Source organism: Sphingobium sp. 22B, from assembly GCF_001580035.1.
GTDB classification, from domain to species: Bacteria; Pseudomonadota; Alphaproteobacteria; order Sphingomonadales; family Sphingomonadaceae; genus Sphingobium; species Sphingobium fuliginis.
Genome location: NZ_LTAB01000026.1, coordinates 1 through 14,589, shown reverse-complemented (window position 1 = coordinate 14,589; position 14,589 = coordinate 1). Strand labels below are relative to the sequence as shown.

Annotated in this window: 14 protein-coding genes and 3 pseudogenes; 15 read left to right on the top strand and 2 right to left on the bottom strand. The window is 59.4% G+C overall.

The annotated features are described in order from the left end of the window. Nucleotides 1-60 precede the first annotated feature (60 nt). From A0J57_RS19400 to A0J57_RS19365, 9 genes are all read left to right on the top strand, one after another. Nucleotides 61-1,158, top strand: coding sequence for an ABC transporter permease (locus A0J57_RS19400; protein ID WP_046766268.1), 1,098 nt, complete (start codon nt 61-63; stop codon nt 1,156-1,158). Beyond that, entirely contained in the window at nt 1,158-1,925 is a 768-nt protein-coding gene (locus A0J57_RS19395) for an ABC transporter ATP-binding protein (protein ID WP_046766225.1), read from the top strand. The genes A0J57_RS19400 and A0J57_RS19395 overlap by 1 nt, the downstream gene beginning before the upstream one ends. Beyond that, nucleotides 1,926-2,861, top strand: a complete 936-nt coding sequence (locus A0J57_RS25465) for an MlaD family protein (RefSeq protein ID WP_046766224.1) — start codon at nt 1,926-1,928, stop codon at nt 2,859-2,861. After that, nucleotides 2,858-3,451 (top strand): ABC-type transport auxiliary lipoprotein family protein, encoded by a 594-nt coding sequence (locus tag A0J57_RS25460; protein ID WP_076605791.1) that lies wholly within the window; start codon nt 2,858-2,860, stop codon nt 3,449-3,451. Before A0J57_RS25465 ends, A0J57_RS25460 begins: the two co-directional genes overlap by 4 nt. A gap of 27 nt (nt 3,452-3,478) precedes the next feature. Further along, complete coding sequence (locus A0J57_RS26100) at nt 3,479-3,766, top strand: hypothetical protein (protein ID WP_139111431.1); 288 nt, start codon at nt 3,479-3,481, stop codon at nt 3,764-3,766. A gap of 166 nt (nt 3,767-3,932) precedes the next feature. Next, a complete protein-coding gene (locus tag A0J57_RS19380; protein ID WP_082718744.1) occupies nt 3,933-4,325 on the top strand; it encodes a transposase in 393 nt (130 codons plus the stop codon). After that, nucleotides 4,322-4,678: an IS66 family insertion sequence element accessory protein TnpB gene (gene tnpB, locus A0J57_RS19375; RefSeq protein ID WP_226869714.1), complete on the top strand. Its 357-nt coding sequence runs from the start codon at nt 4,322-4,324 to the stop codon at nt 4,676-4,678. The genes A0J57_RS19380 and tnpB overlap by 4 nt, the downstream gene beginning before the upstream one ends. Before the next feature lie 118 nt (nt 4,679-4,796). Beyond that, nucleotides 4,797-6,341 carry an IS66 family transposase gene (locus tag A0J57_RS25075; protein ID WP_235600916.1) on the top strand — a complete coding sequence of 515 codons (1,545 nt, stop codon included), beginning with the start codon at nt 4,797-4,799 and terminating at the stop codon, nt 6,339-6,341. Beyond that, nucleotides 6,338-6,931 carry a plasmid pRiA4b ORF-3 family protein gene (locus A0J57_RS19365; protein WP_232307734.1) on the top strand — a complete coding sequence of 198 codons (594 nt, stop codon included), beginning with the start codon at nt 6,338-6,340 and terminating at the stop codon, nt 6,929-6,931. The genes A0J57_RS25075 and A0J57_RS19365 overlap by 4 nt, the downstream gene beginning before the upstream one ends. Before the next feature lie 9 nt (nt 6,932-6,940). Here the strand turns inward: A0J57_RS19365 and A0J57_RS26990 are convergent, their stop codons facing one another. Together A0J57_RS26990 and A0J57_RS27365 are read right to left on the bottom strand one after the other, a co-directional pair. Next, entirely contained in the window at nt 6,941-7,912 is a 972-nt protein-coding gene (locus A0J57_RS26990; RefSeq protein WP_212611297.1) for an IS4 family transposase, read from the bottom strand. A gap of 262 nt (nt 7,913-8,174) precedes the next feature. Continuing rightward, a pseudogene (locus A0J57_RS27365) lies at nt 8,175-8,315 on the bottom strand (transposase DNA-binding-containing protein); the annotation flags it as partial. 149 nt (nt 8,316-8,464) lie between these two features. On the opposite strand from A0J57_RS27365, the pseudogene A0J57_RS26980 reads away from it, so the two are divergent. From A0J57_RS26980 to A0J57_RS19335, 6 genes and pseudogenes are all read left to right on the top strand, one after another. Continuing rightward, a pseudogene (locus tag A0J57_RS26980) lies at nt 8,465-8,665 on the top strand (hypothetical protein); the annotation flags it as partial. A gap of 213 nt (nt 8,666-8,878) precedes the next feature. Continuing rightward, on the top strand, nt 8,879-10,075 hold the full coding sequence (locus A0J57_RS19355) for an HlyD family secretion protein (protein WP_061938787.1): 1,197 nt from the start codon (nt 8,879-8,881) through the stop codon (nt 10,073-10,075). Then, complete coding sequence (locus A0J57_RS19350; protein WP_046766330.1) at nt 10,075-11,601, top strand: DHA2 family efflux MFS transporter permease subunit; 1,527 nt, start codon at nt 10,075-10,077, stop codon at nt 11,599-11,601. Before A0J57_RS19355 ends, A0J57_RS19350 begins: the two co-directional genes overlap by 1 nt. Then, nucleotides 11,601-13,028, top strand: a complete 1,428-nt coding sequence (locus A0J57_RS19345; protein WP_046766331.1) for an efflux transporter outer membrane subunit — start codon at nt 11,601-11,603, stop codon at nt 13,026-13,028. The genes A0J57_RS19350 and A0J57_RS19345 overlap by 1 nt, the downstream gene beginning before the upstream one ends. A 297-nt stretch (nt 13,029-13,325) precedes the next feature. Beyond that, nucleotides 13,326-14,321 carry an IS481 family transposase gene (locus tag A0J57_RS19340; protein WP_061938784.1) on the top strand — a complete coding sequence of 332 codons (996 nt, stop codon included), beginning with the start codon at nt 13,326-13,328 and terminating at the stop codon, nt 14,319-14,321. A gap of 63 nt (nt 14,322-14,384) precedes the next feature. Further along, nucleotides 14,385-14,589, top strand: a pseudogene (locus A0J57_RS19335) (IS701 family transposase); the annotation flags it as partial.

Below are 14,589 nucleotides of genomic sequence, written 5' to 3'. Positions count from 1 at the left end.
GCCCTATTGCACATCCCCTCACGTTAAGTATACCGTATCGTACCATAAACGGTTTTGGGTGTGATTTTGCCGTTCTCTGAACCCGTCATTCATTCCGAAAACAACGTAACGAAAATTTCGGGCGATTGGTTGGCCTCAACGGTCCAATCGGCGGGAGCAACGACCGATGGCCATTTGCTGGCTTCAGACGAGCAGATCGACTGGAGCCAATTAGGGCGGGTCGACAGTGCAGGCGCGTTCGCGCTTATTCAGGCGCTTGGTGCCAGCGATCTAGGAAACGATGTACCAGATCGGCTTCGGCGTGTCCTAGACATCGTTGCCCCCGCAATCCAGGAACATGCGACCGAAAAACCCAAAAAGTCTTACGGTTTTTTCACACGCTTAGGCCGCAAAGTGGTTGCAGGACTAAGCGAACTATATGGTAACATCCTGTTCCTGGGCCGCTCTGAGGTGGGCGTTGGAAGAGCGGTTATCAACCCTCGCAGGTTACGCGTGCGAGCGCTAGTAAGCGTGATGCAGCAGGGAAGTCTCGAGGCGCTCCCAATCATCATGACGATGACATTCTTCATCGGGGCAGTGGTGGCTTTGGTCGGCACGAACCTGCTGCGGAACTTGGGGGCATCGGTTTTCACCGTTCAGCTCGTTGGGGTATCGGTGTTGCGCGAGTTTGGGGTGCTAATACCAGCAATTCTTCTGGCTGGCAGATCGACGTCTACATTCGCTGCCCAAATCGGAGCTATGCGAATGAACCAAGAAACAGATGCAATGGTGGTCATGGGTGTCGATCTCACGGAGGCGCTTGTAACCCCACGCGTGCTGGCGATGATCATTACTCTCCCGCTTTTATCAGTCGCAGCGATGATTGCCGGCATTCTTGGTGGCCTGCTTGTGAGCTGGGCTTCTTTAGATATTTCACCAGTGTTTTTCGTAGAGCGTCTTCGGCAGACGGTGGACCTTCAGCATTTCTGGCTTGGTCTGATCAAGACACCTGTAATGGCCATCATCATTGCACTGACTGGCTGCCGCCAGGGAATGGCCGTCCGTGGCGACGTCGAGGTGTTGGGTAGAAACGTCACGACCGCAGTCGTTCAGGCATTGTTCGCCATCATCCTCCTCGATGCAGCTTTCGCCCTCGTTTTCATGAAATTGGACCTGTGATGGCCGAGCGGGAAAGGGTGATCGAAGTACGCGACCTTAAAACAGCGTTCGGTAAAACGGTAATCCATGAAGATTTAGACCTCGACGTCTATCGCGGGGAGATTCTTGGAATAGTTGGCGCTTCGGGCGGCGGAAAATCCGTGTTGCTCAATACGATGTTGGGATTACAGAGACCAGTTTCTGGATCGGTAATAGTAGACGGTCAGGACATCTTTAATAGTCCTGATCGGCAATGGCTCGCATCGAACATGGGCGTCATGTTTCAAAACGGTGCGCTATTTTCGTCCCTGACGCTTCAAGAGAATGTCGAAGCGCCGTTTCTTGAACATACCGAAATTCGAGGCAAGTTTCTAAGCCGATTGGCCCAGATGAAGATCTCTCTGGTTGGGCTTGCTAATGATGCAGCTTATAAGCGCTCGGCAGAACTTTCCGGCGGCATGAGAAAACGTGCTGGCGTTGCACGTGCACTAGCGCTCGATCCCAAGCTTCTTTTTTTAGATGAGCCAACGGCAGGCCTCGATCCCCTCGCGGCTGCAGAGTTTGACGACTTGATCGTATCGCTGCGTGATGCCTTGGAATTGACTGTCGTCATGGTCACCCACGACCTGGACAGCCTGTTTCAAATTTCTGATCGAGTAGCGGTTCTGGCGGACAAAAGGATCGTCGCGTCTGACGCAGTCGAGAAACTGCGTGATTCTGAAGACGAATGGACACGCTCTTATTTTCAAAGCCGAAGAGCACGGCGATTCAACTCAGGTGGCGACTAAATGGAGAGGCATGCCAATTACGCTCTGGTGGGTAGTCTGACAGTTGGTCTGCTGGTGGCAGCGATCGGCTTCATTCTCTGGCTAGGTAACGACCAATTTGGTAAAGGCTTCGACCATTATCGAGTTGTTTTTGACGGACCTGTGCGCGGCCTAACCGAAGGTAGCGAAGTTGACTTTAACGGCATCAAGGTCGGGGAGATCACGAAGCTTCGTGTAGATCCATCGAATTCTCGCCGTGTGATTATCGATGTGAAGGTCGAAGAGAGTACACCCATAAGGGTAGATACATTTGCCTCAAAAGAGTCCCAAGGTGTGACAGGGGTCAGCATTATCCAGTTAACTCCTGGTTCGCCTACAAGGCCACTGCTTCGCGATGCTTCGCGTGAGCAGCCCCCGATAATAAGGGCGAAGCCCGGGTCGTTGGATTCGGTGCTGGAAGCGGGAGGGCAGACCCTCGCTAAGGTTTCTGAATCATTCGATCGGGTCAATCGGGTGCTTTCTGACCGAAATATCGCAAAGGTCGATGGCATGCTCGCTGACATCAGATCAGTGACGGCAGAACTTAACAGTCGAAAGGCAATGTTTGCGGATGCTCAAAATGCAATCCGTCGCCTTGATTCAGCGTCGGGTGACATCGAGCAGGCTGCGGCGGCTGCGAGAACCGCTATTCAGGGCGATGGTACGCAAGCCTTTGCAGACATCCGAGAAGCGGCCGCGAATGCGAAGAGCGCGACGAACGATGCACGGGCTTTTATAGCTAAGTTGAACGCGAGTGCAGAAGGTCTTGAGGGGCCAGAAGGTAATCGTGTGGCGGGGGCTCTACGTGGGCTTGAAAAGGCTGCCGAGTCACTCGATCGACTTACCCGACAAATACAGCAAGATCCGCGTTCTGTTCTCGGAAGAGGGAAAGCGCGAGAAGTGGAGCTGCCAAAGTGAAAAGTTTGCTAAAAATCTCTTCAGCGCTCCTCTTAGTCTCGCTGTCGGGCTGTGTTGGTGGGCTTCTGGGCGGAGGTAAGCCTGCGGACCTATATTCCTTTCGCAGTGAGCCCCCGCAAAGGCAGCCTGATGCCGATGCACGGGTTGTTGCTGTCCGCCAGCTTTCATTTCCGAATAATCTGCGGCCTGACAGCATTGAAACCAATGCCAACTCGCGGGTTGCTGCTCTCGCAAAAGCACGTTGGTCCCAACCCGTCCCGGAGATGTTCCGTCTAGCTCTGATTGACCAGCTGGAGCAGTCTTCCCGAACGCGAGTTGCGCGAAGCGACTTCCAAAAACCGGCGGACATCATGTCGGCGGAAATTTCGCAGTTCACGGCCACCTTTGATCAGGGACTGAAGGCTCCCCCATTGATCACTATTGTCGTGCGCGCAGAGGTCACAAGCGGGGCAGCACGTGATGTGGCAGTGCGGTCCTTCGAATCGCGAACAAGAGCCACTGATGCGACGGTGACGTCCATCGTTGCAGCTTATCGTGCTGGCGTCTCCAATATCACACAAGAGATTACCCTGTGGTACAGGAATATCTGAATATTATCATAGTAGATAGGGACGGATATGACGAAATTTTCAGCTGCCTTTACTATCTTGGTACTGACTTTTGCGTCTGCCGGCGCGGCTCAGGAGGGACACAAGGAATCCAAAAATACCGGAACGGATTCAGTTCGATCTATTGCCTCCCAACCAGCTAAAGACGTTGGAGCGGTAAAGCAGGATATCCCACCCATTCTCTTAAGCGCTTCTTCTAACCCATATGATCGGGCATCGACCCGCACCTGCAACGAGATAAAGCGTAATATCGCTGAGTTGGACGATGTTCTCGGACCGGATTTCGATGTAGGGTAAGCGGGGTCTGACGCTTCCAATTACCCACAAGTGACACGGCTGACGTCGGCACCGATTTTGATGTCCATCAGTCGGGACCATCCACTCCAGAGTAAGCGCCGACGGAAGGCGGCCTTGCTGCCGGCAGCGGAATAGGAAAGCTCGCGGCTTTTGAGGAGGCGTGAGCATGGACATCGAGCAGTCAAACGAGCCTCGTATGAGCGGTCGCGGTGATGGCGGAGCGCTTGTACGGTTGGAGCGGCGTCGGAACTGGAGCGACGAGGAGAAGCTGGCGATCCTGAAGGAGACGACGGCGCCTGGCGCGATCATATCGACCGTAGCTCGACGGCACAGCATTGGAACAGGCCAGCTCTATACCTGGCGCAAGCAGCTGCTCCGCGGAGCGATGGCAGGCTTCGTGCCGGTCGAACTGGCATCGTCTTCGCCGTCGGCTAAAACTGGGGAACCAGGGCGGATCGAGGTCCGCGGGCGGTGCGGCCTGACGGTGTTGGTTGATGGCGAGGTCGATCGGGCCGCCCTGAAACAGGTGCTCGATGTCCTGCGGGAGCTGGATCATTGAGCCTGGCGTTCCCGCCTTCGACGAAAATCTATCTGTCGCTGGCGCCGTGCGACATGCGCAAGGGATTTGATGGGCTGTCGGCGCAGGTGCGCAATATTCTTCAGCTTGATCCCTTCTCGGGGGCGGTTTTCCTGTTCCGCGGGAAAAGGGGCGACAGGTTGAAGGCCTTGGTCTGGGACGGGTCCGGGCTATGCGTGTATGCGAAGCGTCTCGAGCGCGGAAAGTTCGTGTGGCCTCGTGCTCATGAGGGCGCGCTCCGCCTGTCGGCAGCCCAGATGGCGATGCTGGTTGAAGGGCTGAACTGGAAGCAGGCGATCGTCCACGACGAGGTGATCACGCCGAGGCTCGCATAGCCAAAAAGATCAGGAAAACCGCCATTTTATGTAGGATTTACCGTGGGCTTCGGCTATTATCGGCGGCATGCGGTTCGCCCTTGATCGCCTTCCCACAGACCCGGTTCTCTTGCAGAAAATGCTGCTGGAGATGGCCGATGTCATGGAGCAGGAACGGGCCGAACTGACGGCGGCGCAAGCCACCGTCAAAGCCCAGACCTTGCGGATCGAAAAGCTCGAGCATCGTGTCGCGCGGCTGCTGCGCGTCCAGTTCGGCCGCAGCTCCGAGAAAATGGATATCGCCCAGCTGCGGCTGATGTTCGAGGAGGTCGAAGCCCCGGAACCGGCAAACGATGAGGTGTCAGCGCCGCCCGTGATGAAATCGGCCCGCAAAGCCGGCGGCCGCGTTCCGCTTCCCGCACACTTCCCGCGTCAGACCGTCGATCATCAGCCCGGCCCGTGCAGTGCCGGTTGTAATGGACCGTCAGTGCAGATCGACGAGGCCGTCACTGAGGTTCTCGACTATGTCCCGGCGCGCTTCCGGGTCATCCGCCATGTCCGGCCCAGGCTGGCGTGCCGATCCTGCGAACAGATCCGACAAGCGCCCGCTGTCGATCTGCCGCTGCCCAAGGTGATGGCGAGCAGCGCCCTGCTGGCCCACCTCGTCGTCAATCGCTTTGTCGATCACCAGCCCTGGCACCGGCAGTCGGTAATCTTCCGCCGCGTTGGGCTTCACATTGATCGGGATGTGATGAGCCGCTGGGCGCGAAAACTGGCGTGGCTGCTGGCGCCGCTGGGCGAGCGGTTGTTCGCCTATATCCGGGAAGCCGCCAAAATCCATGGGGACGACACGTCGGTCACGCTGCTGGGCAATGGCGACGGCAGTCGAACCGGGCACTTCTGGGTGTATCTGCGCGATGATCGCTCCAGCGGCGACATGAGCCCGCCCGCCGTGGCCTTCCGCTTCAGCGCAGATCGTGGCGGAGCGCATCCGGCAAAGCATCTCGCCGGCTATCAGGGGTATCTCCAGGCGGATGGTTTTGCGGGCTATAACGCGCTTTACCGCGACCCCAAAACCAAGGCTCCCAGGGACATCGTCGAAGTTGGATGCTGGAGTCACAGTCGTAGGAAATTTACCGACATACTGGAAAAGAGCCCGTCACCGATCGCGGCGGAGGCGGTCGTGCGGATCGCCGAACTCTTCGCCATCGAGCGCGATATCAAGGGTGCGCCACCTGATGAGCGAAGACGTATCCGCCAAATCAAGGCGATGCCGAAGCTGGAGGCATTGCGCGTCTGGCTCGAAACCCAGAATCGTGGCCTGTCTTCCGACAGCAATCTGGCGCGTGCCTGTCGCTATCCGCTCAACCGCTGGCGGGCCATGATCCGCTACTGCGATGATGGTCGGCTCGAGATCAGCAACAATCTGGTGGAAAACGCGCTGCGCGGTGTCGCTCTTGGGCGCCGGAACTGGATGTTCGTCGGCTCCATGAAGGGTGGAGAGGCCGCCGCGCTCTTTTACTCGCTGGCCGGCACATGCCGCCTCAACGGTGTCGAGCCCGAGGCCTGGTTTACCGACGTCATCGAGCGCATCGGCAACCATCCGATCAATCGGATCGATGACTTCTTGCCCTGGAACTGGCAGACATCGAGGATGACCAACGATCTGGAGAAGGCTGCGTGAGCAACGGCACCGTGGTGCGGATGAAGATTACGCTGGACGATGTCACACCGACCGTCAGTCGGACGCTGGAGGTCCCGCTCAATATCCGGCTCGATCGCCTGCACACCGTCTTCCAGACGGCCTTTTCCTGGACGGACTCTCACCTGTGGGAAATGAGCTTCGGGCAAACCGGCTTCGGCATCCCCGATCCTGAATACGGCTTCGACGGACCGCTCGACGCCCGTAAAGCTACCCTCGCCCAGGTTCTGGCGGATACCAGGCGCAAGACCTTCCAATATCTCTACGACTTTGGCGATGCCTGGGATCACAGCGTCAAGATCGAGCGCGTCAGCCCGGCCAGGCCGGACCTGACATATCCGCTCATCCTCGACGCAGTAGGCATGAGGCCGCCAGAAGACTGCGGTGGCCCGTGGGGCTATGCTGAAAAGCTCGAAGCGCTCGGCGACCCCCAACATGAATATCATGAAGAGGCGCTGGAGACCCTCGGCGACGACCATGATCCCAACGCCCAGCCCGATATCCCCCTGATCGAGGCAAGGCTGGAAGCGCTCGCGAAAAAATGGGCGCCGCGGACACGCCGCAAAGCCTGACTGGCCGCGTCAACGCCACCTTCTGTCGGCGCTTACACTCCAGATGACAATGTTGCCGGGAGGTGGATCATGGGCTCGCGCAAGATAGCCTCCGAGTCGAGCGATTTGGGTCAGATAATCGGCGAGGGTTCTGCTTGCGGATCCGTTCTTCCGGTACGCCGCAAGACGGTCGATCAGCGTGATTTCACCATCGGTCAGGACCAGCCGAGGCGATGCATCAGGAGCGGTGCGGTTGATCATGGTCATCCAGAACAGACGCCAGGACAGAATGCAGAATATGGCGATCAGGTTGGCGAGGCGTTCGGCGGTCCGCAACCGTGCATCCTCGGCTCGGCAGCCGGATTTGAGTATCTTGTGGAAAAGTTCAATCTTCCAACGCTGGGCGTACCAGTCGAGCTTTTCGATGGCTTCGTCCGGCGTTGTTACCGGTAGATCGGTGATGAGCCGCCAGTCGATCGGGGGTCGACCCTCCGGTGTTCCACACTCACGGGCGTGCAAGATGGTCAGGCTGAGGGAGGGATAGCGCTTTTGCTTTCCAATCGGCGGCAAAACCTGGATGCGCCGATAGCGTAGCTCAATGTCGGCATGATCATCCTTGCCAACGCTGACCCGATGCACGCCCTTCACGGTGGTTTCGCTCATTTCATCGGCTATTGTATGGCCACCGTCACCGGCCAGACGGTCGACACAGGTGCGCACCAGGAAATGCGTGCCGAGCGCCTGTGTTTCGCAGAAAAACTCGTAAATGTCGTTCTCCCGGTCGCCAATGTGAACCAGTCGCCCCGGGTCGCCCAGCAGCGCCGTCGACTGGCGCATATTTTCGAGCCAGCGGTAGCTCTCCTTCTCCTCGATCGGCACCCGAGTGGGGTTGATCCGCCGCTTCAACGCGTTGGTGCCCTTGAACTTGGTACGGGTCCAGAATTTCGCCGCTGTCAGGCCCAGTGGCAATCCCTCGGTTGTGACCGCCAGGCTGGAGTGCATGAGCAGGCCGCAGACCATATGAAGCCGAAGCCGACCATTCATCGCGCCGGCTCGGTGAAAGACCGATGGCACCAATCCGCTCGGGATTGCGCCGTTGATAGGAAAATTCGGTGGTGTCCTGCAAAACGAGGATGAACCCGTCAAGGGCAGCCACACGCGCCTGAGTTGCCTGAAAATGCCCGGCGAGAATCTCACCCTCGTTGACCGCGCCGTTCGACAAAAAGCGGTACGCCGCCTTGGTATTGGCCCAGTCCTGACAAGCCATCGGAATCGGCGCGCCGATCGCACCTGCCATCTGCTCAAGCATCGTGCGAAGCCGTTCGCCCAGCCGCTTATCACGAAAGGCGCCGGGATCAACTTCTCCATCAGCCCATCCGGCCGCATCGAAAACAGAATTTCCCACCTTGCACCCCCGCTCCAGCGAAATGGTGCTTGGGGATGAATCATGGGCCGCTCCCTTCAGGCAATAGCCATGAGTCGAGCGGAATCAGTCGTGCGGCGAGATGTGGGTAATTGGAAGCTCCAGCCCACGCTTACGATGTAGGAGCGGACCGTAACGAAAATCGTCTTGGTAAAGTGGCGGAAGCTGGTGGAAAGACGATTGTCAACTCGATCATACCTTTTCGTGGCTTGGTGAGGGAAATAACAGGCGCAGCCCCAGCACTACGTCGCCTCAATACCGCAATCGATGCGGGGTTTGCGCGGCGGGGCTTTTTACGGGGAGCCGCCATATCCCGAGGCTGTCGTCTCTGATGAGCTCACGCTAACAAGCTCAGCATTTAAAGGTGGGGTTCATGTGACTTCCTCGATCATTAAAGATTGGGGGGTGGAACAACGCGAACCCAACACTCGCCGCTCTGTCGGGCTGCCGGAGTTAAGCTCCATACGAAAATCAATCAGAACAGGTGGAATAATATCCGAAGCCCACTATGATACGGCGCGGTTTACATATCATAGGGTTGTAGAGTGGCTGACGAGCGGGCTGAAGAAAACGGCAGTGACCCTAAGCAGGATGCGCAATCGGAGACCCAGGCTGAGAAGAAGCCCTCGCTTCTCGAGCGCTACCCGATAGTCCGCTACGTCCTCATCGCCGCGCTTGCCGCCGGCATCATCGCGGCCATCGTCTGGTATATGAATTACCGCGCAAGCGGCCAGTACCTCCAATCGACCAACAACGCCTATGTGCGCGCGGACTTTGTGACCGTTTCACCGAAGGTCGGCGGCTACGTCGAGCGTGTCCTCGTCGCCGACAACCAGCATGTCCGCCGCGGCCAGCTGCTTGCCATCCTCGATCCTCGTGACTACCGCGCCAATGTCGATCAGGCGCAAGCTCAGATCGCCGCAGCCGGCGCCAACATCACGACCGCACGCCGGACGCTTGACGAGCAACGGGCCACTGTCGCTCAGGCCGCCGCCCAGGTTGCGAGCGCCGAGGCTGCCGCGGCAGCGGCAGAGAACGAGGTAAGACGCTACGAGCCCCTCGCTCGGACAGGGGCGGAATCGCGTGAGCGTCTGGCAAACCTTGTCCTTCAGCGTGATCGAACCGCCGCCGATCTGCGCGCGCAGCGCGCCGCCTACCTCGCCGCCCGTCGCAGTATCGCGACACAAGCGGCTCGCATCGGCCAGGCGGAGGCGCAGCGCGGCACCGCGCAGGCGCAGCTTGCGCGCGCCTCGACGGATCTCGGTGCCGTCGAGATCCGCAGCAGCATCGACGGCGTTGTCGCCGACAAGGCGGTGCGGGCCGGGCAATATGTCCAGCCGGCGACCCGGCTGATGTCGGTGGTGCCGGTCTATCAGCTCTACATCGAGGCGAATTTCAAGGAGACGCAGGTCGCTCTGATGCGCGTCGGGCAGCCAGTGACCATCAAGGTTGATGCACTGGACGGCGCCGAACTGCGAGGCCGGGTCGCCAGCTTCTCTCCAGGGACAGGCGCGCAGTTCTCGCTCATCCCGCCCGAGAACGCGACCGGGAACTTCACGAAGATCGTCCAGCGGGTGCCCGTGCGCATCAGCATTGAGGCGGGTCCGGAAGCGCGCCGGGTGCTGCGGCCCGGCCTGTCAGTCGAGGTCACGGTCGACACGATCGGCGCAAAGGGAAGCCGGGAACGGATCGAGCAGGAAACCGAGCGGCTGAAGCGCGGTGAGATGCAGGGCGCGCGCTGATGGCCGCCGAACGCGCAGGCCTGCGCGACTGGCTCGCCGTCGCGGCGGGAACAATCGGGTCATTCATGGCGCTGCTCGATATCTCGATCGTCAATGCGGCCTTGCCCACCATCCAGGGCGAGATCGGCGCGAGCGGAACTGAGGGCACCTGGGTCGCGACCTCCTATCTCGTGGCGGAAATCGTCATGATCCCGCTCAGCCCCTTCCTCGTGCGCCTGTTTGGCCTGCGCAACTTCCTTCTGGGTGCAGCGGTCAGCTTCACCGGCTTCTCGATAGTGTGCGGTATTTCAACGACACTGCCGATGATGATCGCCGGGCGCGTTGGCCAAGGCTTTACCGGCGGTGCCTTGATTCCGACCGCAATGACCATCATCGCAACCCGGCTACCGCCATCACAGCAGCCGATCGGCACCGCTGCCTTCGGCGGCACGGCCATCCTTGGCCCGGTGCTTGGACCGATCATCGGTGGGTGGCTGACCGATAACTACAGCTGGCACTATGCTTTTTTCCTCAACGTGCCGGTCTGCGTCGGGCTCGTCCTCCTCCTTCTGCTAGGGCTAAAGCATGAGCATCTTCGGCTCGACCAGTTGCGCCATGCTGACTGGCTCGGAATCGCAGGGCTCGCAATTGGCCTAGGTGCGCTCACCGTGATGCTTGAGGAAGGGCAGAGCGAGATGTGGTTCGAGTCCGCCATGATCGTGAAGCTCGCTCTAGCGACGTTGCTGGGCTTCACACTCATCGCCATCGGGCAAGTCCGGTCTTCGCAACCCGTTCTCAAATTAACGCTGATTTTCAGCCGGTCATTTGGAAGTGTTTTCATTCTAAGCCTTGTCATCGGCGTTGTCCTTTACGGCGTCACCTTTTTAATCCCGCAGTTTCTCTCAGTAATGGCAAATTACAGTGCTCTACAATCGGGACAGGTCGTCTTCGTCTCAGGTATTCCCGCGATCATGCTAATGCCGTTTCTTCCTCTCGCATTCAAATATCTGGATGTCCGTGTGGCAGTGATCTTCGGCATGACGCTGATAGGTATCAGTTGCGCCATGGACTGGCACCTAACGGCGCAGTCAGCGGGTGGCGATCTGACGGCTTCGCAGATTATTCGCGGCGCCGGTCAGATTTTCGCTATGATGTTCCTAAACCAAGCCGCGATCAGCGCCGTGGCGCCCGAGGATGCCAGCGATGCTTCCGCACTGTTCAATGCCGGGCGCAACCTCGGCGGATCGATCGGCCTTGCCATGATGGCCACCCTTCAGGACCGTCAGACCTTCCTCCATTTCAATCGCTTGAGCGAAACGGTGTCGGCCAACGCGGCGACCACACAGGAATGGTTCACGAGGGTTATGGCCATGCCGTCCGGCGAAGCCGGCGCCTATCGGCAGCTCGCAGGTCAACTCCTCAAACAGTCTACCGTCATGGCCTATAACGACCTGTTCTTCGCGCTCGGCGTCGCGATCGCGATCACCACGCCGCTGGCGCTGTTCCTCCGCCCGATCTCCTCCGACACGCAGATGGCGATGCACTGATGAAGCGACTTGGCTGGACCATTCTCCCCGCCCTTTTGACCGGATGCGTCGTCGGACCCGACTATGGAGGCCCGCCGAGCGTCGCGAGCGGCGAGCGCGCCGGATCGACATTTCGCCGCGCGGATCAGGCAGTCACGGTACCGCAGCCCCTTGTCGCACGCTGGTGGGAAGGCATGGGCGACGCGCAACTCACGATGCTGATCGACCGCGCGCTTGCCTCTAATCCGGACGTGGTGATCGCCGAGGCGCGCATCCGCAAGGCGCGCGCCAGCTTGCGCGAACAGCGCACAAACCAGCTTCCCACCGTCTCGGCGTCGGGGACTGCGATCGTTGCCGATCTTCCCGCCGGCTCGCTCGCGCTGCCGACGCAAGGCGAGCAATCCGATCGTATCAGGGCCGAATTCTACAACGCCGGCCTGGACGCGTCTTGGGAGATCGATCTGGTCGGCGGGCGACGCCGTGCCGCCGAAGGTGCCGAAGCCCAGGCTCAGGCAGCCGAAGCCAGCAGGGCCGATGCGCAGGTTCGTCTCTCGGCGGAGGTCGCCCAGAATTATGTGACCCTGCGGGAACTTCAGCAGCGCCTGATCCTGGCCCGTCGCTCCGCGGAGCTTCAGCAGCGATCACTCGCCCTGCTTCAACAGCGTGAGCAACGCGGTGCATCGTCGCGCGACGAGGTGGTTCGGCTCCAGACTGAGCTGACCCGCACGGAGGCCGGGCTGTTGCCGCTTGAAGGGCAGATCGCAACCACGCTCGACCAGCTTGCCCTGCTCACCGGCGACGAACCCGGTGCACACGACGCCGCGCTGTCTACCCCCGCGCCGATCCCGATGATCCCCGGGACTGTCGCGATTGGCGATCCGGCCGCCATGCTGCGACGCCGGCCGGACATTCGCGCAGCCGAGCGGCAGCTGGCGGCATCGAACGCAAAGATCGGAGTCAACGTCGCCCGGCAGTTCCCATCCGTCAGCATCATGGGTATCATCGGCCTCGGTGGCCCCAATATTGCCGATGTGATCGATCCTGACAGCATCGCGGGCCTTCTTCTGCCGCGGATCAGCTGGAGCTTCCTCGACTTCGGCCGTAATCGTGCTCGGGTCGAGCAGGCCCGGGCCGACCGCGACGAGGCGGAAGCGCAATATCGCAAGGCAGTCCTCGGCGCGCTGTCGGATGCGGAAACCAGCCTGACCCGCTTCGGTAATCAGCGCCGTAATCTGTTTTCGAGTATCGCAAGCCGGAACGGCGCCAGGCAGTCAGCGACCTATGCCGGGCAGCGATACGCGCAGGGAGCGATACCGATGACCACGTCAATCGATGCCGAACGGGCGGCGCTGGCTGCCGATCAGTCGGTGCTGGAGGCGACTGGCGAACTTGATCGTGCATTTGTCGCCCTGCAAAAGGCGTTGGGACTTGGATGGAGCCAGCGGTGACCGTTGTGCAACCATGCCGGGGAGGGGCGCTGACCGAGTGACGGCGCGCTTCTTCCTCCTCCTGTTGGGTATCTGCGTGATGACGCAATCAGGGGAGGACTAGCTGTCTGGTTGCGACACATCATTGGGATATGGTAAAGAATGCCATCGCGGATCACGCGTGGCGCTTTGCCGTCCTTGCTGATGAGGTTTCGTGNGGACTAGCTGTCTGGTTGCGACACATCATTGGGATATGGTAAAGAATGCCATCGCGGATCACGCGTGGCGCTTTGCCGTCCTTGCTGATGAGGTTTCGTGATGGTGCAGATACATCCCCAGGCTCGAACCACGCCTGCTGTAAGGGCGGAAATTGCCCGTTCGACCGAGCCTGCCAGTGTCGTGGCGAAACGCTATGGCATCAGCGATGAGACGGTCCGCAAATGGCGCAAGCGAGGAGAGCAGGCGATCCTGGATCGCCCAAGTCGGCCCCATCGTCTGGCTTGGCGTATGAATGAGGAAGAACGCGCGATCATCTGTGCTGTACGCAGGGCGACAGGCTTTGCCCTGGATGACCTGACCTTCGTGCTCCGGCACTTCCTGCCACACCTCAATCGCGACAGCATCTACAGGGTACTCAAGGTCGAAGGGCTCAATCGACGACCGCCCAAGCCCACGGCGCAGCCGCGTAAAGGACAGGGGCGCTTCCAGGACTATGACCTGGGCTTTGTCCATATCGACGTCAAACATCTGCCCAAGCTGCGCACCGCGGACGGCGAAACTCGCAAGCGTTTCCTTTATGTCGCCATCGATCGCTGCTCACGCTTCGTCCATCTGGCCGTCTACGATGCTGAAAATGCTGCCAACGCCGTCGCCTTCCTCAAGGCCGCCAGAAGGGCTTTCCCCTTCCGCATCACCCATGTGCTGACAGACCGGGGATCCTGTTTTACCGCCGACGATTTCGAACGCGCCTGCGCGAAGATCAAGGTCGTTCACCGCACGACGCGACCCTATACGCCGCAAACCAATGGCATGGTCGAACGCTTCAACGGCCGCATCGCCAGCGAAGTGATGGGCATCAACGTCGCCGGCCATGCTGATCTCGAAATCCTGCTGACCGGCTTCAACCGTGCCTACAATCGGCGACGACAGCGCGTGCTCCACGGCAGTTCGCCATGCCAGAAGGTAGAGGAGCGGATCGGCCTTATGCCCGCGCTCGCCAATCCTCTTTACAAGCCGACGGCACCGGACGATCTTATGACTAAAGTCGACGACGTACTATATTACGCCAATGATGTGTCGCAACCAGACAACTAGCATTACAGTTGCATATTGATTGAAATTCTGAATCAATAGGTCTCCATGGTAGGGAGGCCGTGGATGACGGGCGCATCGATTGAAACGACACTGGAGCTTTGGGCATCGTCGCTGCGGGACGTGAAGGCTCGCATGCGCGTGCTATTCACCCAGGAACGCGTTGCGGCATCGGCCAATCTTTTCCTGGATGGTTTGTTGGGTGAGAAACGGCGCAAAACAGGATGGATGCGTGCAGAGGCGGCCGGAGATCCTGAGCCCTGGCGACAGC

Coding starts and splice junctions, on each gene's coding strand:
- A0J57_RS19395 (WP_046766225.1), top strand. CDS start 1,158: ATGGCCGAGCGGGAAAGGGTGATCGAAGTACGCGACCTTAAAACAGCG.
- A0J57_RS25465 (WP_046766224.1), top strand. CDS start 1,926: ATGGAGAGGCATGCCAATTACGCTCTGGTGGGTAGTCTGACAGTTGGT.
- A0J57_RS26100 (WP_139111431.1), top strand. CDS start 3,479: ATGACGAAATTTTCAGCTGCCTTTACTATCTTGGTACTGACTTTTGCG.
- A0J57_RS19380 (WP_082718744.1), top strand. CDS start 3,933: ATGGACATCGAGCAGTCAAACGAGCCTCGTATGAGCGGTCGCGGTGAT.
- A0J57_RS25075 (WP_235600916.1), top strand. CDS start 4,797: ATGCTGCTGGAGATGGCCGATGTCATGGAGCAGGAACGGGCCGAACTG.
- A0J57_RS26990 (WP_212611297.1), bottom strand. CDS start 7,912: ATGCACTCCAGCCTGGCGGTCACAACCGAGGGATTGCCACTGGGCCTG.
- A0J57_RS19350 (WP_046766330.1), top strand. CDS start 10,075: ATGGCCGCCGAACGCGCAGGCCTGCGCGACTGGCTCGCCGTCGCGGCG.
- A0J57_RS19345 (WP_046766331.1), top strand. CDS start 11,601: ATGAAGCGACTTGGCTGGACCATTCTCCCCGCCCTTTTGACCGGATGC.
- A0J57_RS19340 (WP_061938784.1), top strand. CDS start 13,326: ATGGTGCAGATACATCCCCAGGCTCGAACCACGCCTGCTGTAAGGGCG.